Consider the following 18,958-nt stretch of genomic DNA (forward strand, 5'->3'; position numbering starts at 1 on the left):
AAAAACCCGCCGCTGCGCAAGCCTCGGCGGGTTTTGTCTTTCAGCTTATTGCTGCAGGTCGATCGGTGCGCTGGAGACCATCGGCGCCGAGGTGTTCGGCGTGCCGATTTCGGTTGGCAGGCCATCTTCGGCCGCCACCACATCACGCACCACATCCCAGTCCATGCGCAGGTTGTTGGTGATGTCTTCACGCTTGAGCATCGCGTTGATCACGGCGGTGTGCTTGTCGACCACCGACGGGTTGCCCTTGTCGTCGATCGGCGTGTGCGCTTCCAGGTAGATCTTGCCACCACTGCGACCGAACTTGTAGGCGTCGTTGAGAATCCGTACCGAAGTCCCCACCGGCACCATGCCGGCCATTTCCAGCACGTTGTTGTTGAACATGCGGAAGCAGCCGTGGCTGGTGCGCATGCCGATGCCGAACTTCTTGTTCGAGCCGTGGATCAGGTAGCCCGGCGTGCCCAGGGTGAACTTGAACGGACCCAGCGGGTTGTCCGGACCGGCCGGCACCACGTTCGGCAGCGGATCACCGTCGGCCGCGTGCTCGGCCTTGATCGAGGCTGGCGGCGTCCAAGTCGGATTCGGTGTCTTGGCGGTGATTGTGGTGTGCGCGATCGGCGAGCCCCAGCCTTCACGACCGATACCCAGCGGAAAGGTGTACACCACGTTCCGGCCTTTCGGGAAATAGTAGAGGCGGTATTCGGCCAGGTTGATCACGATGCCTTCACGCGGGCCCGGCGGCAGGATGAAGCGGGTCGGCAGAACGATTTCGGTGCCGGCGCCCGGCAGCCAGGCATCGACGCCCGGGTTGGCCGCGACCATTTCCGAATAGCCCAGATCGTAGGTGGTGCCCAGATCGGCAAAGGTATCTTCGTACTTGGCCTTGATCACCTGCACCTGGCCGATGATGTCCTCACCGGGTGGTGGCAGGGGAAACTCCAGTGCGGCAACGGGACCGGCCACACACAGGGCGGCAAGAGACAGGCAGCGGGTGACGGCAGGAAAACGCGGCAACATCCGGAGAATCCTTCGCAAGATCGACAAGGTAATAAGAACGCGATTGTACACCGCGCCCAGGGAATTCGGGGAGATGCGCCGATGGGCTGGCATCACTCTTCATGATTGAAGCTGCCGCAAGCTCCGACTGCGTTCGGAAGAATGGTTGCGCTTAAAGCTCGAAACGCAACTCGGGCCAGATCGGCGAGGTGCCGCGCTTCTGCGATTCGAGGATCGCCCGGCACAGCGAGCACAGGCGCTGATCCTGGAACACCCGGCGATCGACGCTCGACCAGCGCGGTTGCGCCGGCAGCAGACTGCCGCACAGGGTGCGGTCCGCCGAACCACCGAGTTCCAGTTGACGGGTCACCAGATGCACTCGCACTTCCTGGCAGGCGAACAGATCCAGCTGTTCGTCAGGCTCGATCAGTTGGTAGGCAAACAGGGACCAGGCAGAACGCGGCATCGGGGGCTCCAAATTAGGGGGCGCCACATTAGCCGAAAGCCTGCCGCTAGAAAAGCCTCATAACAGCGGTTTTAGCGTCGGCCAGACATTTTCCAGCAACTTGCCCTGAGCCCCGGCCGCCGGGTGCAGACCGTCTGCCTGCATCAAGTCCGGATGCCCGCCCACACCGTCGAGGAAAAACGGCACCAGCGGGATTTTTTTCTCCTCGGCGAGTTTGCCGTAGACCTCGGCAAAGGCATCGGTATAACGCTTGCCGTAGTTGGGCGGCAATTGCATGCCGAGCAACAGCACCTTGGCACCGCTTTGGCGGGAGCTGTCGATCATCGAAGCAAGATTTTGTTGCAATTGCGTCGGCGGCATTCCGCGCAGGCCATCGTTGCCGCCCAATTCGAGGATCACCAGTTCCGGTTTGTGCTCTGCAAGCAGCGCAGGCAGCCGTGCCTGGCCTCCGGCACTGGTGTCGCCACTGATGGACGCATTGACCACTTTATCGTCAAAACCTTCGGTCTTGAGCCGCTGTTCGAGCAACGACACCCACCCCAGCCGGGTATCCAGTCCGAAACCGGCGCTGATACTATCGCCAACGATCAGGACTGTACCCGCCGCTGCGTTCTGGGCCATGCACATCAAGGCCAGGCCAGCACTCAAAAACCACACACGCATCGGATTCTCCATGGGCGCAAGCATTCTCACCGCGAAGAACCTTAGCAAAGTGGTTCCCAGCGCGGAAGGTGAACTGACCATCCTGCACGAACTCAGCCTGGAACTGAACAAGGGCGACAGCCTGGCCATCGTCGGCGCGTCCGGTTCCGGCAAATCCACCCTGCTGGGTCTGCTCGCCGGCCTTGATCTGCCGAGCAGCGGCGAAGTGACGCTCGCCGGGCAAGGCCTGAGCAATCTCGACGAAGACCAGCGCGCGCGCATTCGGGCCGAACACGTGGGCTTCGTCTTTCAATCGTTCCAGTTGCTCGACAGCCTCAACGCGCTGGAAAACGTCATGCTGCCGCTGGAGCTCGACGGCCGCAAAGACGCTCGAAGCCGCGCCACCGAACTGCTGCAACGGGTCGGCCTCGGCCAGCGCCTGACTCACTCGCCGCGCCAGCTCTCCGGTGGTGAGCAACAGCGCGTGGCGATTGCCCGGGCCTTCGCCGCCGAGCCGGACGTGCTGTTCGCCGACGAACCCACCGGTAACCTCGACAGCCACACCGGCGAGCGCATCAGCGACTTGCTGTTCGAATTGAACAAGGAACGCGGCACCACCCTGGTGCTGGTGACCCACGACGAACGCCTGGCCCATCGTTGCCGGCGCCTGATCCGTCTTGAAGCCGGCCTGTTGGTCGCCCCTCTGGAGCCTTGATGGCACGTCTGCCGCTGTTGCGTCTGTTCAGTCTCGCCCTGCGCCAACTGATGCGCGATGCCCGCGCCGGTGAACTGCGGGTGCTGTTTTTCGCCTTGGTCGTGGCGGTCGCGGCGAGTACCGCGATCGGCTATTTCGGCGCCCGCCTCAACGGCGCAATGATGCTGCGCGCCACCGAGTTTCTCGGCGCCGACCTGTCGCTCGAAGGCAGTTCGCCGGCCCGACCGGAACAGATCAGGAGCGGCACCGAGCTGCGTCTGGATCATGCGCAGGTGGTGGAGTTTTCCAGCGTCATCGCCACGGACAACGGCATTCAGCTCTCCAGTATCAAAGCCGTCGACCGCGCCTATCCGCTGCGCGGCGAACTGAAAAGCGCCCCCGCCCCTTACGCGACAGAAGAGGCCGGTGGCGAGCCGCAGCCCGGTGAAGCCTGGGTCGAAGCGCGCCTGCTGACGGCGCTGGACCTGAAGATCGGCGACAGCATCGACGTCGGCATGAAGACGTTGAAACTGACGCGAGTGCTGACTTACGAACCGGATCGCGCCGGCAACTTTTACAGCCTGACTCCACGAGTATTGATCAACCTTGACGATCTCGCCGCGACCGGCGTGGTGCAACCCGGCAGCCGCGTGAGTTACCGCGAGCTGTGGCGCGGTGAGCCGCAGGCGCTGGAAACCTATCGCCAACTGATCAAACCGGGACTCGCCGCCAACCAGCGGATTCAGGATGCCCGCGACGGCAACCGGCAGATTGGCGGCGCACTGGGCAAGGCCGAACGCTATCTGAACATGGCCAGCCTGGTGGCCGTGCTTCTGGCCGGTGTCGCGGTGGCGCTATCGGCCAACCGCTTCGCCAGCCGGCGTTTCGATGCCAGCGCCCTGCTCCGTTGCCTGGGCTTGTCGCGGCGGGAAACCCTGGTGCTGTTCAGTCTGCAACTGACGGTGCTCGGCCTGCTCGCCAGCCTCAGCGGCGCCCTGCTGGGCTGGCTCGCGCAATTGGGATTGTTCGCACTGCTGCATGATCTGCTGCCGACCGACGTACCGCCGGGTGGCTTGCTGCCGGCACTGGCCGGCATCGGCACCGGGCTGGTGGCGCTGGCCGGTTTCGCCCTGCCACCGCTCGCCGCACTGGGCCGCGTGCCGCCGTTGCGGGTATTGCGTCGGGACATGCTGCCGATTCCATCGAGCACCTGGATGGTCTATGGCGCGGCACTCGGTGCGCTCGGGCTGATCATGTGGCGACTGAGCCTCGACCTGCTGCTGACATTCGCCCTGCTCGGCGGCGGTGTGGTCGCCGCGCTGGTGCTCGGCGGTTTGCTGCTGTTGCTGCTGCAAAGCCTGCGTCGCCTGCTCGCGCGTGCATCCCTGCCGTGGCGTCTCGGGTTGGGTCAGTTATTGCGCCACCCTTTGGCGGCCGCCGGCCAATCATTGGCTTTCGGGCTGATCCTGCTGTCCATGGCTTTGATTGCATTGCTGCGCGGTGAACTGCTCGACACCTGGCAGAACCAGTTGCCGAAAAATGCCCCCAACTATTTCGCTCTGAACATCCTGCCGGCCGACAAACAAGCCTTCACCGATCACCTGATCAACGTCTCGGCCCAGGCCGCGCCGTTGTACCCGGTGGTGCCGGGACGGCTGATCAGTATCAATGGCGAAGCAGTGCAGCAGATCGTCAGCAAGGATTCGGCCGGCGACCGCGCCATCCAGCGCGACCTGAGCCTGACCTGGGCGGCCGATCTGCCGGCGGGCAACAAGGTCACCGCCGGATCGTGGTGGACCGGCCAACCTTCGGATGACGTTCCGGGCGTCTCGGTGGAAGGCAAGGTGGCCGAAAGCCTCAAGCTCAAGCTGGGCGATCACATGGTGTTCAGCGTCGGCGGGGTCAATCGCGAAGCGAAGGTCACCAGTTTGCGGGAGATCAACTGGGACAACTTCCAGCCGAACTTCTTCATGATCTTCCAGCCTGGCACCCTGAAGGACTTGCCGGCGACCTACCTGACCAGCTTCTATCTGGCCCCCGGTCACGATCAGCAGATTGTCGAGTTGTCGCGAGCATTCCCGGCGGTAACCATCCTGCAGGTCGAAGCCTTGCTCGAACAGCTGCGCAGCATCCTCGCCCAGGTCACCCTGGCGGTGGAGTATGTGCTGTTGTTTGTGTTGGCGGCGGGGATGGCGGTGCTGTTTTCCGGGTTGCAGGCAACGCTGGATGAACGCATTCGCCAGGGTGCGCTGTTGCGTGCGCTGGGGGCCGAGCGGCAGTTACTGATCAAGGCACGACGGATCGAGTTCGGTTTGCTCGGCGCGGTCAGCGGGTTGCTCGCGGCGATCGGTTCGGAAGTGGTGAGTCTGGTGCTGTATCGCTTTGCCTTCGACCTGCCGTGGCATCCCCATCCGTGGTTGCTGCTGTTGCCGTTGATCGGCGCGGCGCTGATCGGTGGCGCCGGCGTGTTCGGCACGCGGCGTGCGCTGAACGCCAGCCCGCTGACAGTGTTGCGCGAGGGTTGATAGACTCCAGCCGTCTTAATCAAAAGAAGTTGCCATGAGCCGTTATCGCCCTCCCCGCACTGCCGGCACCGCGCTGATCACCCCCGAAGGTGAAGCGCGGATGCGCGCCGAATTCCATGAGCTGTGGCACGTGCGCCGCCCGCAAGTGACGCAGTCGGTCAGCGAAGCGGCGGCTCAGGGTGATCGTTCGGAAAATGCCGAGTACACCTACGGCAAGAAAATGCTGCGCGAGATCGACAGTCGCGTGCGTTTTCTCACTAAACGCCTCGAAGCGTTGAAAGTGGTCAGCGAAAAACCGAGCGATCCGAACAAGGTCTACTTCGGCGCGTGGGTGACCATCGAAGACGAGGACGGCAAACAGTCGCGCTATCGGATCGTCGGCCCGGACGAACTGGACCTGAAACTCGGCCTGATCAGCATCGACTCGCCGCTGGCCCGCGCCCTGATCGGCAAGGCGCTGGATGCTGAAGTGCGGGTACAGACGCCGACCGGCGAACAGTTCGTCTACATCGTGGCGATCGAATATCCCTGACGCTCAGCGCCGGGTGATCAGGCCTTGGCGTGCGACTCGGGTCAGTTGGCGAATCATTTCCGGCGCCTCTTCAAGGCTCGGGGCCTGAATGACGGCCAGATCGAAACTGTCATCGGCAAAACGCGCCAGCGACTCACCGTCTTCGACAAACTGGATCAGGAAGGCGGCAGGACCGCCGCTGCGACGTGGCCAGCCATCGAGATAACGCAACAGCGTCGGCTGATGTTTGCCGCCAAGCAGGATTTTCGGGTTGCGCTGGGTGATGTGTGCCGTGATCGGCGCGGGACGTGCTGGAGGGCGTAGTGCATTCATCGTGTCGTGTCTCTGCCTCAAAAGTCTGCATGGCAGGTGAGAGGCAACACCGAACCAGCGCTTTAGCGGTATTTCGAAGCCCTGTTCCGGCTTCTGACGGCAACTGAAGAATAGTCACCTGGCGCCCCGCAAGTAGCTGTTTAAATCGGCGCATGAGCGGCATCCTAGAGAACGTGACCGGCCAGTGTCAAGAATCAGCCGCAACAAAAAAGGCCCGCACAATGCGGGCCTTTTGCTTGAGCCAGAGCGTTCAACCGGCGATGGCGCGATCCACCGAGAGCTTGCCGGCGCCTTCGATCAGCACCGCGAGGCTGCCACCGAGCAGGGCCAGGGCGAACTCGTAACCGTTGTTGGCCATGAACAGACCGTTGCTGATGTGCACGGTGAAGATCGCCACCAGCGACAGGAAGGTCAGGCCCAGTGCCGCCGGGCGAACCAGCAGGCCGATGATCAGCGCCAGACCGGCGAAGAACTCGGTGCCGCCCGCCAGGGTGGCCATCAGGTAACCCGGGGTCAGACCGATGCTTTCCATGTATTGCGCGGTGCCCGCCAGGCCGTAGCCACCGAACAGGCCGAAGAGTTTCTGCGAGCCGTGGGCGGCGAAGATCACGCCGACGGCAATGCGCAGAATGGTCAGACCGTAGCCGGCGCGGGTGAACAGAACCTTGTTGATCAGAGAGCTCATGTTGCGTTTCCTTGTTGTCAGAAGTGCTTGTTGGTTGGCCGCTATATTAATCAGTTAATTTCATGTTAAAAGCGCAAAAATTCCGCCATAACAATCAATTTATTAGATCATTTACGTGAGACCACTTTCTGCCCCCGGGGCTCCAACGACTCCCGCTCCCGGTCGAACGCCAAGTAATACTTGTTCACGCTATTAACATAGCTGACGGCCCCCATTCCCACCTGCTCCATGGCGATACGCTCGACTTGGAAGAACCACTGGTTGGGATTCAGGCCGCGACGCCGCGCCTCGGCGCGCATGCCTTGCACCCGCTCCGGACCGATGTTGTAGGCGGCCAGGGTGAACGCCATGCGCTCGCGCTCATTGAGTTTCGGGCTGTTGAAGAACTTGCGGCGGATCATCGCCAGGTACTTGGCCCCGGCCTGCACATTTGCATCGAGATTCTGGATATTGTTGACGCCGACTCGCTGCGCGGCGGACGGCGTGATCTGCATCAGCCCGGTCGGGCCGCTGCCGCTGCGCGCGTTGGGCTGTAGCGCCGACTCCTTGAAGGCCAGCGCCGCCAGGTTGAGCCAGTCCATGTTTTGCGCTTCGGCGTGCTTCTGCAGGGTCGGGCGCAGTTTCTCCAGGCGCTGACGGTCAGCCTTGGCCAACGGATAGTGCACTTGATACAGGCGGCGGTAGATCCGCAGGAACGCTGCATCTTCGTTCGACGGTTTTTTGTAGCCGGTCAGGAAGCGGTCGATGCTGGCCCGCAACATCGACGCATCACGGCGCACGAACCAGTATTCCTCGCCCGGTTCGCTGATCATCACCTGACGGTCGAAACGCAGCTTGGGCAGGATCTTGCCCCACCGCTCGGCGATCGGTTGCTCGACAATGGTCAGGTGGAAGATCCCGCCCTGAACCATTTCCAGCACATCCTCGACCGCCAGCGTTGGATCGACCCATTCGATCTTGATCGGCGCCAGTTTATGCAGCGCCAGTTTCTGGTTGAGCTGACTGACCGCCTCCCCCGCCGCACTGCCAGTGGGCAGCGCCAGGGTTTTGCCGGCGAGTTGCTCGACCTTGGTGTAGCGCTTTTCACCCTTGATGCCGACCAGCACCAGCGGCACGTTGCTGGCAATCGGCTCGCTGCTGGCGACCGCGTGGCCCGGTTGCAACTCGAGCAGTTCGCCTGGCGCAACAAGATCGCCTTCGCCACGCTGTAGCGCGCCGAGCAGTTGATCCTTGGCTTTGGGGATGATCTTGAGGGTGATTTCCTGGCCGTCGCGGGCGTGGCCATTGAGGTATTGCTCGAAGGCGCGCAGGCGGTGGTATTCGATGCCGATGGCCTGGCCCTGGACTTCGCCGGAGCTGTTGCGGCTTTGGTTGACCAGCACCCGCAACACGCGGCTGCTGCGGATCTCGGTCAGGTCGCGGACCTTGGCGGCCGGCACGGCTTGCAGCGGCCCGGGCAGCCGCGCGACCGCCGTCATCGGCAGCAGCAACGAACCACACAGCAGGAGCAAAACCGAGGGACGAACCATCCACTCTCCGGAAAGAATACGGGGCGTTTGCACCGCTGAGCGGTCGCAAAACACCGACGAAAACAGAGCGCCTGGAGCGCTGATAAAGTGCGAGAGACTGGCACAGTGATGGCAACTCTGCCAGCCCAGCCTGCCTCGCGGCCTCAACAGACAGCCATAAGCCGTTGTAGTTCTTGGCTTTTCTTATAAATCTACAGCTCTGATATGCTTTCCGGCCTTCGGCCCGAGGTAGCACCATGCAACTCATCGATATCGGCGTCAACCTGACCAACCCCAGTTTCGCCGACAAACACCAGGCCGTGCTCGACCGCGCCTACGCTGCCGGGGTCTGCCAACTGGTGCTGACCGGCACCAGCGTCGAAGGCAGCGAACAGGCGCTGGAGCTGTGCCAGCAACTGGATCCGGACGGCCAACGACTGTTCGCCACCGCCGGCATTCACCCGCATTCCGCCAGCGACTGGAATGCCGACAGCGCGCGGCGTCTGCGCAGTCTGTTGCAGGAATCGAACGTGGTAGCAGTGGGCGAATGCGGGCTGGACTTCAACCGCGATTTCTCGCCGCGCCCGCAGCAGGAAAATGTCCTCGAAGAACATCTGGCGCTGGCCGCCGAACTGCAATTGCCGGTGTTCCTGCACGAGCGTGATGCGAGCCAGCGCCTGCTGGAAATCCTCCGTGACTTCCGCGACCGATTGCCCGCCGCCGTGGTGCATTGCTTCACCGGCGAGCAGAAAGCGCTGTTCAGCTACCTCGATATGGACCTGCACATCGGCATCACCGGCTGGATCTGCGACGAGCGTCGCGGCACCCATTTGCATCCGCTGGTGAAGGAGATCAAGCGCGGTCGCCTGATGCTGGAAAGCGATGCGCCATATCTGCTGCCACGCACATTGCGACCGAAGCCGAAGAACGGGCGCAACGAGCCGGCGTATCTGACCGAAGTGCTGCGTGAAGTGGCATTGCATCGAGGCGAAACCGAAGAGGATCTGGCGGCTCACACCACCGCCTGCGCGCGTGCGTTTTACGGTTTACCTACCCTGCCCTAGCCGAGGCGAATGCATCACTTGTTGATGCACATCAAGATCCGGACACCTGCGTAGCGGCACAATAATGGCACCTTGCCAAAACTGTTTCCGCTATCAGAGAAGACCTCCATGGGTGCCTGGCTTAGCAATATCTCGCTGAAATACAAATTCTGGGCGGTCAATGCGGTCGCCTTCGTCACCACTTTGTTGCTGGTGCTGTACGCCGTGCAGCTCGAACAACAGGCCCGCAGCCACGCCGCGCAAACTTCGGCCCAGGCCCAGGCGCAATTGCTCAAGGCCTGGCCGGCCGGGCAAGCGCTGCCCAAATCCGATCAAGTGCTGACTTTCAAACGCGGCGAAGCGCCGCGCCTCAACGGTCAACCGCTGCTGGAGATCACCGAAAGCAACGGCTGGATCGAGATCAGTCACCTGCCATTGTTTGGCGAAAACCCGCTGCTCGGCGCCGAGGTCTTCAGCCGTGCCGATGGCCAGCAGGTCGCCGTGATCGCCTACGCCCCCAGCCTCAGCCAGGTGTTCGGCGAACGCTTCGCCAACTACGCGGTGGCGGTGTTCATCCTGATGCTGGCGATGCTCGGCGCTTCACAGTTGCTGATCCGCTTTCTGCTCAGTCAGCTGAACACCCTCAAGGACGTGATGCTGCACGTGGAGAAAACCGGCGACCTCGCCGCGCGCGTGCCGCTGGCCTGCAAGGATGAAGTCGGTCAGATGGCCAACGCCTTCAATGCGATGCAGGCCGGTTACCAGCGAGTGGTGACCACCGTGGCCAACACCGCGCGGCAACTCGACGTCGGCGCCGCGCGGCTGGCATCAAGCATGAACGAGGTGCGTCACGGCATGCTCGGCCAGCAGAGCGAAACCGATCAGGCCGCCACGGCGATCAACGAAATGACCGCAACCGTCTACCACATCGCCCAGCACGCCGGCGCCACGCGCGACCTGTCGCAGACCGCCGATGGCCTGGCTGGCAGCGGCCAGCAAGTGGTAAGCCGGGTGCAGACTTCGATTGCCGGCCTGTCCAGCGGCGTGCAGCAGACCGCCGAGATGATCCAGCGGCTGGCCGAGGACAGCCAGAAGATCAACGGCGTGGTCAGCGTGATCCACAGCATCGCCGAACAGACCAATCTGCTCGCGCTCAACGCTGCCATCGAAGCGGCTCGCGCCGGGGAAATGGGTCGCGGGTTCGCGGTGGTCGCCGACGAAGTGCGCAACCTCGCCAAACGCGTGCAGACCTCCACCGATGAAATCACCACTATGGTCTCGGCGTTGCAGGCAGGCACCCGCGATGCGGTCGACTTCATGCAGGAGAGTTCGTACAAGGCCGATGACTGCGTGCAGCAGGCGCAAGAGGCCGGCGAAGCACTGGCGGAAATCACCGGGGCGGTAGCGCAGATGCGCGAGAGCAACACGCAGATTGCGGTGGCGGCGGAGCAACAGAGTCAGGTTGCCGAAGAAATGAACCGCGCGGTGGTGAGCATTCGCGATGTCACCGAGAACACCGTGCAACAGACCGTGGATTCGGCGACCACCAGTAACGAGTTGGCGACGCTGGCCGGTGAACTGAATAAGGCGATCGGTCAGTTGAAGCTCTAGGGGGCAACATCAAGAATGGCCATTGTCCCTATCACTTCAATAGCCAACCTTGATTCGCCGCCCTCGCTGCCCGGGCCTATTCTTCAACCATGTACCAAACATGGATCGAGGAGCAGCAACATGGGCAAACGTCACCCCAACCTTCCCGCGTGGCAATGGCGCGCGTACCCGAACAACCATCAGCACCCGACCAATCTGGTGCTGCACCTGATTGCCGTGCCGCTGTTCATTGTCGCGTTTCTGTTGATCGTCTCGGGTGTGTTCAGCCTGAGTCTGGCCAGCGTGGCGATTGGTGTGATCGGCATCATCGCGGCGCTGGGTCTGCAGCGTCACGGTCACAGCCTGGAGGCGCAAGCCTCCGAGCCGTTCAGTGATCGCAAGGACGCCGTCTCGCGTCTGCTGGTCGAGCAGTTCCTGACGTTTCCGCGGTTCTTCCTCAGTGGCGGCTGGTTCCGCGCCTGGCGTGAACGCCATCGCCGCCATTGAGTCAGGCGAAGATCGTCACCGTCTGCCGACTCATGGCAATCAGTTCACCCTTCGCGCTCCACAGCTTGGCGGCGACATGGCCGTAACCGTCAGCCGCATACTCGATGTCCGCCAGGTATTGGCAAAAATCCAGCGTGCTCAAATCCCGTAACGGCTGAACGAATTCAATGGTCCAGGTCAGCGTGCTGCCCGGAGCCGGTTTCTTCAGGTACGGCAACAGCGCGGGCGGCCAGGCATCAACCAGCGCCAGCAGGTGCGCCTCGTTGACCGGCTCTTCCTTCACATCCCCACGCAGGCGCACCCAGCCGCCCATCAGCCGCGATTGATTGCCGGTGAACGGCATGCCGCCGACACTCCAGCGCATCGCCAGATGACGCATGAACTCGGGGGTTACGCCTTTGATGTACGGCAGTTCCTGGCAGTCGTCCCAGTGTTTCATCTCCGGCGCGGGATAGGCTTCAACCGCCACTTCCGATGGCCGCGAAGCCCCGAAGCTGCCTTGCACCATCGTCACCACCTGACCGTTCTGCACGGCGCGCCCCAGCACCTGGCTGACTGCCTTGCCTTCGCGCAGTACCTCGACTTCAAAACTCACCGGCACTTCGGGCTCGACTGGGCCAACAAAAGTGATCGCCAGCGAACGCACTGGCCGATCGGTCGGAACCTTGGTGCGCATCACTTCAAATTGCAGCGCGGCCACCAACCCGCCAAAACTGGCCCGGCCCTGCCCCCACTCCGCCGGAATCGTGACCTCCGGTTGACGACGGACAGCATCGATCAGATCGCAAAAGCGCATGGAAACCTCGGACACGAAAAAGGGAATGACCGGATCTTAACCAGCGCGGCAGAGCGGCGCAGCGTCCATTCCGGTCAAAGAGACTGACAGATAAGCCGTTTAGTGTGGGAGCGAGCCTGCTCGCGATAGCGGTGTGTCAGTCACTTCATTGGTGACCGTGCAGCCGTAATCGCGAGCAGGCTCGCTCCCACATGTGGTCTTGTGGAAAATTCAGGACTTGAAGCAGGCTGTGCTGAGCTTTTCCAGCACCCGGTCGGCCTTGATTTCGGCCTTGGCCATGGTCGCCTGCCAGGTAGCGACGCAGGGTTGCAGATCCGGCTCCAGTTCGGCGCGGGCCAGCCATTGCCAGCAATCGTGCCAGTCACCGAGGGCGCCTTGTGCGGATTTCAAACGGGGCAATGCGGCTTCGGGCAGTCGATCGAGTTCCGGGTAAGCCTCAATGCCGTAACGCACACGCTTGATCAGCAGGCGCAGGCGATGGCGGTCGTGGGCCGGGTCGTGCAGCGCCACGTCGAGGTTCTTCCATTGTTTGCCCAGACGTTTTTCGATGCGTTTGTCCAGGCGCTTGAGTAATCCCTGGCGCTGGGACGCGCGCAGAAAACGCGGAAAGGCATCGAGGATCATCAGCAGCGAAGCCACCTCGGCACTGGCCGCCAGCGTCGGATACGCCTCGGCCATCTGCGCCATGCGGCGCTGCGCGGCTTCCGGCTGATCATGTTTAATCAGCCAGGCCGCCAGCACTTCGCGGTCGCGCCACGGCGTGGTCAGTTGCCCGACGCTGGCTGCCGCGCTTTCCAGTTGTTCGACACCGGGCAAACCGCGCAACGGTCGCAGCAGACTGCGCAAGCGCCGCACGGTGGTGCGCAGATCGTGCAGCGCTTCAGGGTCGGTGCGTCCGGTCAAACGGGCCTGACAGGCCAGCAGCCGCACTTCGAGGCTCAGGACGTGGGCCACCAGCCGATCAACCAACGCAGACATCGCTTGCTCCTGAATTCAATGGCTTTGCGCGAGTGTGCGCCGGCGCAAGCGACCTGCCCTTGCGCCACGTCAGCAGCTTAGCGCCCGGCGCGGGATTCGCGAATGTAGAAACGCGCTTTTTCGGCTTTCTTGGTGCAGCCCTCGAACCCTTCGAACTGCTGCTGGGTTTTGGCTGCCGTCAACAGCGACAGCGCCTTGGAATAACTGACGGTGCCGGCAAATCCTTCGGCTTTCGCCAGATCCAGTTCATGCCACGCTGCGTCGAGCTGGCTGCCGCAGCTGTCGCGGTAAGCGGTCTTGCCGGCGCAACCGGCCAATGCCAGCGCCATCAACGGCACACAGATCCAGGCTTTCATCACTCACACCTCAAAGATAGGTCAACAGTCGTGCAGGTAAGACGGTGCGGCAGCGAAAAAGTGCCTTGCGCCCCGTGATTCCACCGCACTGCAAAAGATAACGCCGACGGGTCATGAAGTATCGAAAAAACGACGCCATCGCCGCCCCGAACGACCCCGGCGATTGTCGCCCGGCCCTCGATGGGTGCATTGTGGAACCTTGCCGGGAGGAAGTCGGATGAAAAAGCGTGTCGCACTGGTGCTGGGCTCCGGTGGCGCCCGGGGCTATGCCCATATCGGGGTCATTGAAGAGATCGAACGACGGGGCTATGACATCAGTTGTATTGCCGGCTGTTCAATGGGGGCCGTGGTCGGCGGAATCTACGCCGCCGGCAAGCTTGACGAGTACCGCAACTGGATCGAAAGCCTGGATTACCTCGACGTACTGCGCCTGGTGGACGTGAGCTTCCGTCTCGGCGCGATCCGTGGCGAAAAAGTCTTCGGCCAGATCCGTAAGATCGTCGGCGAGATCAACATCGAAGACCTGCGCATCCCCTACACCGCCGTAGCCGCCGACCTCACCAATCAACAGGAAATCTGGTTCCAGGAAGGCTGCCTGCATCAGGCGATGCGGGCCTCGGCGGCGATTCCCAGCCTGTTCACCCCGGTGATGCAGGGCAACCGGATGCTGGTGGACGGCGGCATTCTCAACCCGTTGCCGATCGTGCCGGTGGTGTCGAGCCATTGCGATCTGATCATCGCGGTCAATCTCAACTCGACCAACCAGCGCCATTACAAACTGCCGGTGATCCAGCGCCCCGCCGCGTTCCGCACGCGCTTCGACAGCCTGATCAATTCGTTGGGCTCGAAGATGCCGTTCCGCCGCAAACAGGCCGAGCAACTGCTGATGCTGGAACAGGAAGCGCTGCGCGCCGAAGCGGCGGACATCAATCCGTGGGTCGAAGGCGCCGAACCGGAAACCCAGCAACCGGCCGCCGCACCGGAACGCGATGGCGCGCCGAAATCCGCCACCGGATCATTCATCATCGATAACGTCGGGCCGGCGTCATTGCTCGACCTGATCAACCAGAGTTTCGAGGTGATGCAGACCTCGCTGGCGCAGTACAAGATCGCCGGGTATCCGCCGGACATCCTGATCAACGTGCCGAAACGGGTGTGCAGGTTCTTCGAGTTCTACAAAGCGCCGGAGCTGATCGCGCTGGGTCGCGAGATTGCCCGGGATACCCTCGACCGCTACGAGAGCGAGCAGAACTAAAGGCTGCTCTCGCTCAACAAGCGATATCCAACGCCGGCCTCGGTCACGATGAATCGTGGTCGGGTCGGGTCGTCCGCCAGTTTCTGTCGCAGGTGCCCGACCACGATCCGCAGGTAGTGGCTGTCCTCGGTGTGAGTCGGGCCCCAGATGTCCTTGAGCAATTGCTGCTGGGTGATCACCCGCCCCGGATGCCGCGCCAGTTGCGCCAGCACGGCGTATTCCTTGCGGGTCAGGGCGACTTCGACGCCGTCGAGCAATACCCGGCGATACGCCAGGTCCACGGTCAGAGGGCCGAAATTCAACGCGGCCTGCTGCGCTTCTCCGGCCGGCGCCTGACGCAGCAACGCCCGCACCCGGGCGAGAAATTCCTGAATGCCGAACGGCTTGGTCACGTAGTCATTGGCGCCGCCATCCAGCGCCTGGACTTTCTGCCCTTCACTGGCGCGCACCGACAGCACCAGCACCGGCGCCGTGGCCCACTCGCGAAACTCGCGCAGCACTTGCTGGCCGTCCATGTCTGGCAGGCCGAGGTCGAGCACCAGCAGATCCGGTTTGTTCAGCGCCGCCTGGGCCAGGCCCTCGGCACCGGTGCCGGCCTCCAGCACTTTGTAGCCCTGGGAAGCGAGGCTGATGCGCAGGAACTTGCGGATCTGCGGTTCGTCATCGATGACCAAAATGGTCGCGGTCTGGCTCATGAATTCACATCAACACAAAAGAGTGGCAAGAGAGTAGCGCAGCGCGGATCAGGCTTCACCGTCCATCCCCGGTTGCGTCTGCAACGGCAGGTGCAGGGTGATGCAGGTGCCGCGCCCGTCGATGCCGTCGCCGACACTGATCCGCCCGCCATGGGCGCCGACCATGCCCTGACAGATCGCCAGCCCCAGCCCCGTGCCCTGCCCGCCCCGATCCCCCCGGGCGGCGGTGTAGAACATGTCGAAAATCTTCGCCCGCTCATCGACCGGAATCCCCGGCCCTTCATCGCTGACCGAGAAAAACACCTCGCTGTCATCCGCCCCGGCGCGCAATTGCAGACGGCCGTGGGATGGCGAGAAGCGGGCGGCGTTTTCCAGCACGTTCACCAGCGCCTGCTCGATCAGCGCGGCATGCACGTACAGCAGCGGCAACTCGGCCGGTACATCGGTGCTCACTTGCAGCGACGACAACACCGCCCGCAGGCGATTGAGCGCACTGCCGACGATGTCTGCGGGCGACACCCAGTCCCGCGCCAGCTTCAGGGCGCCGTGGCCGAGACGGGTCATGTCCAGCAGGTTCTGGATGTAGCGATCGAGACGCTCGGCCTCATCGCGAGTGCCTTCGAGCAATTCGCGGCGATCCTCCAGCGGGATCGCTTCGCCGAGGGCCAGCAGGCTGTCGATGCTGCCGCGCATCGAGGTCAGCGGCGTGCGCAGATCGTGGGACACCGAGGCCAGCAAGGCACTGCGCAACTGTTCGGTTTCGCCGTGCAGACGTGCGGCTTCCAGGTCATCGGCCAGTTGTGCTCGGGCCAGTGCTTGAGCCAAAGGCTGACTCAACGCGGTCAGCAAACGACGACGTTGGCCGCTCAGGGTCTGGCCCTCTTTGGCGCACACACCGAGCAGCGCCAGCGGTCCGTCCTCCACCGACAGCGGCCACCACCACCAGCGCCCGAACGGCAACGTGCCGGTGCCCATGCCCGCCGGTTGATCGTGCTGCCAGGCCCAGTCAGCGGCGGCGCGCTCGGATTCAGTGAATTGCAGCGGCCCGCCGGTTTCGACTTTCCAGCCGCCCTGCCCGTCGCGATTGAGCAGGCACAGTTGCAGATCGCTCCAGCCATTGAGGTGTTGGGCTGCGGCGCTGACCACGGCCTGGCGATCTGTTGCGGCGGTGAGTTTGCGCGACAGGTCGAGCAGCTCGGTAGTCTCTTCCTGGGTATCGCGCAGCGCCTGCAATTGCCGCCGCTGACGCGCCGCGAGGTTGCCGGTGAGCGCCGCCATCAGCAGAAAGAACAGCAACGTCAGCACGTCTTCTTCGCGCTGGATGCTGAAGGAGAAATTCGGCGGAATGAACAGAAAGTCGTAGGTCAAAAACGACAACGCCGCACAGGCCAGCGCCGGGCCGAGACTGCTACGCACTGCCACCAGCAGCACCGCCGCAAGAAACACCAGCGAGATGTTCGGCAACGGCAGCACGCTGGACACCGCCCAGGCCAGCGCACTGGCCAACAGCGTGGCCACCAGCGCCAGCGCATAGTCGAACCACACCAGCGTCGGCGCTACACGCGGGCGCGCTTGATGCTGTTCCTGATCACTGTCCAGCACGTTGATTTCCAGACCATGGGCCTGACGCAGCAAACGCGCCGCCAGCCCACCACCGAACAGACGCCTGCGCAGGCGCGGCCGCGATTGACCGACCAGCACCAGACTCGCCCGACGTTCAGCTGCATGCTGGATCAGGGTTTTCGCCACTTCGCCGGCCCGTAGCAACACCACTTCGCCGCCGAGGCGTTCGGCCAGTTGCTGGGCGCTTTGCAGGCGCAGCCGCGATTGCTCGTCGCGCACACTGCCGTTGTCGACGTGCACCAGACTCCACGGCAAATGCCTACGCTGGGCGACCCGACTGGCGTGGCGCACCAGCCGTTCGGCCTGGGCATCGCCATCGACGCCAACCAGCAAGCGCCCGCGCACCGCCGGCGCGGCCTGGCCGAGCTGGCGATAGCCTTGAGCGAGATCGTTATCGACCTGCGCGGCAGCGGTCTGCATCGCCAGTTCGCGCAGCGCTGTGAGGTTGGTCTGGGTGAAAAATGCATCAATCGCGGCGCGCGCCTGCTCCGGTACGTAGACCTTGCCTTCGCGCAGGCGCTCGAGCAGTTCGCGGGGCGGCAGGTCGATCAGCAGCAGTTCGTAGGCTTCCTGCAACACCCAGTCCGGCAGGGTTTCGCGCACCTGCACACCGGTGATGCCACGCACCTGATCGTTGAGACTTTCCAGGTGCTGGACGTTGACCGTGGTGTACACGTCGATGCCGGCGGCGAGCAGTTCCTGAATGTCCTGCCAGCGTTTGGCGTGGCGACTGCCGGGGGCGTTGCTGTGAGCCAGCTCGTCGACCAGCACCAGTTTCGGCTTGGCGGCGAGCAGGCCGTCGAGGTCCATTTCCTCCAGCGTCACGCCGCGATATTCCGAGCGCACCAGCGGCAGTTGCGGCAGACCGCCGAGCAGCGCTTCGGTTTCGGCTCGGCCGTGGGTTTCAACGACCCCGGCGATAACTTTCACGCCCTGGCGCAGCTGGCTGTGGGCGGCCTGCAACATCGCGTAGGTCTTGCCCACGCCCGGCGCGGCGCCGAGAAAAACCTTGAGCCGGCCGCGTCCATCGCGGGGCAAGTCTGCTAACAGCGCGTCGGCGCGGCCGGAGTCACTCATGCTTGAAGCTCTCTCTTCCTGTGATCGTTCCCACGTCGAGGCGTCGAACCGTCTGCGTGGGAATGCAGCCCGGGACGCTCTGCGTCCCATCCATTACAACTTTTCCAGCGCCATGTTCAGCGCCAGCACATTCACCACTGGCGGGCCTACCAGCGGCTGTTCGATGTGCGTGTCGAGCAGTTGCTGCAGGGTCGCCACCGGCAGATTGCGCGCTGCCGCGACACGCGCCAGTTGATAGGCAATCGCGGCCGGTGGCAAGTGCGGATCGAGACCGCTGCCGGAGGTGGTCAGCAGCGCCAACGGCACCGGGCCCTGACCGGGAACCTGCAACTTGTTGGCGTCATCGATTATCCGAGTGGCCAGCGCCGGATTGCTTGGCGACAGGTTGCTCGCACTGCTCGACACGGTTGCAAAGGCACCGGCTGATGGACGTGGATGGAACCAGGCATCGCCGACAAAATCTTGAGCGATCAGCGACGTGCCGCGCACCTTGCCTTCGGCATCCCGCACCAGGCTGCCGTTGGCCTGCTCGGGGAAGGCGACTTGCGCGACGCCCGTAACTACCAGCGGATAGGCAACGCCGGTGACCAGGGTCATCAGCACCAGCAGGCTCAGGGCCGGACGTAACATTGTGGACATTTCAAAATCCTCGAATTCGTGCTTGAAGCGGTGTGCCCG

General features: G+C 63.1%; 19 protein-coding genes. 7 read left to right on the top strand and 12 right to left on the bottom strand.

Annotation, left to right across the window (positions count from 1 at the left end; translation table 11 throughout):
• Positions 1-45: 45 nt before the first annotated feature.
• The 3 genes from ABTV87_RS20790 to ABTV87_RS20800 all read right to left on the bottom strand — a co-directional run bounded on the left by ABTV87_RS20790 (position 46) and on the right by ABTV87_RS20800 (position 2,125).
• Positions 46-1,017 (bottom strand): L,D-transpeptidase family protein, encoded by a 972-nt coding sequence (locus tag ABTV87_RS20790; RefSeq protein ID WP_007955657.1) that lies wholly within the window; start codon positions 1,015-1,017, stop codon positions 46-48.
• Positions 1,018-1,168: 151 nt separating this feature from the next.
• On the bottom strand, positions 1,169-1,462 hold the full coding sequence (locus ABTV87_RS20795) for a hypothetical protein (RefSeq protein ID WP_007955656.1): 294 nt from the start codon (positions 1,460-1,462) through the stop codon (positions 1,169-1,171).
• A gap of 57 nt (positions 1,463-1,519) precedes the next feature.
• Positions 1,520-2,125 (bottom strand): arylesterase, encoded by a 606-nt coding sequence (locus tag ABTV87_RS20800; protein ID WP_007955652.1) that lies wholly within the window; start codon positions 2,123-2,125, stop codon positions 1,520-1,522.
• Positions 2,126-2,135: 10 nt separating this feature from the next.
• Here ABTV87_RS20800 and ABTV87_RS20805 point away from each other — a divergent pair, with 10 nt between their 5' ends.
• Genes ABTV87_RS20805 through greB form a run of 3 tightly spaced genes read left to right on the top strand, consistent with a single transcriptional unit; the run spans position 2,136 to position 5,855 of the window.
• Positions 2,136-2,819: an ABC transporter ATP-binding protein gene (locus ABTV87_RS20805; RefSeq protein WP_007955651.1), complete on the top strand. Its 684-nt coding sequence runs from the start codon at positions 2,136-2,138 to the stop codon at positions 2,817-2,819.
• Entirely contained in the window at positions 2,819-5,323 is a 2,505-nt protein-coding gene (locus ABTV87_RS20810) for an ABC transporter permease (protein WP_433898284.1), read from the top strand. Before ABTV87_RS20805 ends, ABTV87_RS20810 begins: the two co-directional genes overlap by 1 nt.
• A gap of 34 nt (positions 5,324-5,357) precedes the next feature.
• Positions 5,358-5,855, top strand: a complete 498-nt coding sequence (greB, locus tag ABTV87_RS20815; RefSeq protein ID WP_039770483.1) for a transcription elongation factor GreB — start codon at positions 5,358-5,360, stop codon at positions 5,853-5,855.
• A gap of 3 nt (positions 5,856-5,858) precedes the next feature.
• On the opposite strand, the gene ABTV87_RS20820 is transcribed toward greB, so the two are convergent.
• The 3 genes from ABTV87_RS20820 to ABTV87_RS20830 all read right to left on the bottom strand — a co-directional run bounded on the left by ABTV87_RS20820 (position 5,859) and on the right by ABTV87_RS20830 (position 8,381).
• Positions 5,859-6,167, bottom strand: a complete 309-nt coding sequence (locus ABTV87_RS20820) for a hypothetical protein (RefSeq protein WP_085607170.1) — start codon at positions 6,165-6,167, stop codon at positions 5,859-5,861.
• 250 nt (positions 6,168-6,417) lie between these two features.
• Positions 6,418-6,852 carry a DoxX family protein gene (locus ABTV87_RS20825; protein ID WP_007950955.1) on the bottom strand — a complete coding sequence of 145 codons (435 nt, stop codon included), beginning with the start codon at positions 6,850-6,852 and terminating at the stop codon, positions 6,418-6,420.
• Between the two features lie 107 nt (positions 6,853-6,959).
• Entirely contained in the window at positions 6,960-8,381 is a 1,422-nt protein-coding gene (locus ABTV87_RS20830) for a transglycosylase SLT domain-containing protein (protein ID WP_085607172.1), read from the bottom strand.
• Positions 8,382-8,617: 236 nt separating this feature from the next.
• Between ABTV87_RS20830 and ABTV87_RS20835 the strand changes: the two genes are divergently transcribed.
• The 3 genes from ABTV87_RS20835 to ABTV87_RS20845 all read left to right on the top strand — a co-directional run bounded on the left by ABTV87_RS20835 (position 8,618) and on the right by ABTV87_RS20845 (position 11,500).
• Positions 8,618-9,424 (top strand): TatD family hydrolase, encoded by an 807-nt coding sequence (locus ABTV87_RS20835; protein ID WP_433898285.1) that lies wholly within the window; start codon positions 8,618-8,620, stop codon positions 9,422-9,424.
• A 108-nt stretch (positions 9,425-9,532) separates the two neighbouring features.
• Positions 9,533-11,014 carry a methyl-accepting chemotaxis protein gene (locus tag ABTV87_RS20840; RefSeq protein ID WP_433898286.1) on the top strand — a complete coding sequence of 494 codons (1,482 nt, stop codon included), beginning with the start codon at positions 9,533-9,535 and terminating at the stop codon, positions 11,012-11,014.
• Between the two features lie 120 nt (positions 11,015-11,134).
• On the top strand, positions 11,135-11,500 hold the full coding sequence (locus ABTV87_RS20845; protein ID WP_007950951.1) for an Mpo1-like protein: 366 nt from the start codon (positions 11,135-11,137) through the stop codon (positions 11,498-11,500).
• 1 nt (position 11,501) lies between these two features.
• On the opposite strand, the gene ABTV87_RS20850 is transcribed toward ABTV87_RS20845, so the two are convergent.
• From ABTV87_RS20850 to ABTV87_RS20860, 3 genes are all read right to left on the bottom strand, one after another.
• A complete protein-coding gene (locus ABTV87_RS20850) occupies positions 11,502-12,296 on the bottom strand; it encodes an acyl-CoA thioesterase (protein ID WP_221535292.1) in 795 nt (264 codons plus the stop codon).
• Between the two features lie 210 nt (positions 12,297-12,506).
• Positions 12,507-13,274 carry a CHAD domain-containing protein gene (locus ABTV87_RS20855; protein ID WP_433898287.1) on the bottom strand — a complete coding sequence of 256 codons (768 nt, stop codon included), beginning with the start codon at positions 13,272-13,274 and terminating at the stop codon, positions 12,507-12,509.
• Positions 13,275-13,351: 77 nt separating this feature from the next.
• Entirely contained in the window at positions 13,352-13,630 is a 279-nt protein-coding gene (locus ABTV87_RS20860; protein ID WP_007950948.1) for a hypothetical protein, read from the bottom strand.
• A gap of 217 nt (positions 13,631-13,847) precedes the next feature.
• On the opposite strand from ABTV87_RS20860, the gene ABTV87_RS20865 reads away from it, so the two are divergent.
• Positions 13,848-14,885 (top strand): patatin-like phospholipase family protein, encoded by a 1,038-nt coding sequence (locus ABTV87_RS20865; protein ID WP_085607182.1) that lies wholly within the window; start codon positions 13,848-13,850, stop codon positions 14,883-14,885.
• Here the strand turns inward: ABTV87_RS20865 and ABTV87_RS20870 are convergent.
• The 3 genes from ABTV87_RS20870 to kdpC all read right to left on the bottom strand — a co-directional run bounded on the left by ABTV87_RS20870 (position 14,882) and on the right by kdpC (position 18,919).
• Positions 14,882-15,580 carry a response regulator gene (locus ABTV87_RS20870; protein ID WP_039770498.1) on the bottom strand — a complete coding sequence of 233 codons (699 nt, stop codon included), beginning with the start codon at positions 15,578-15,580 and terminating at the stop codon, positions 14,882-14,884. The two genes, ABTV87_RS20865 and ABTV87_RS20870, sit on opposite strands and share 4 nt — an antisense overlap.
• A 48-nt stretch (positions 15,581-15,628) precedes the next feature.
• Entirely contained in the window at positions 15,629-18,280 is a 2,652-nt protein-coding gene (locus tag ABTV87_RS20875) for a sensor histidine kinase (protein WP_085607184.1), read from the bottom strand.
• A gap of 93 nt (positions 18,281-18,373) precedes the next feature.
• A complete protein-coding gene (gene kdpC, locus ABTV87_RS20880) occupies positions 18,374-18,919 on the bottom strand; it encodes a potassium-transporting ATPase subunit KdpC (protein WP_433898288.1) in 546 nt (181 codons plus the stop codon).
• Positions 18,920-18,958: the final 39 nt, after the last annotated feature.

The organism is Pseudomonas sp. PSE1(2024) (genome assembly GCF_050990555.1).
In the GTDB taxonomy this organism is placed as follows: Bacteria; Pseudomonadota; Gammaproteobacteria; order Pseudomonadales; family Pseudomonadaceae; genus Aquipseudomonas; species Aquipseudomonas aphyarum.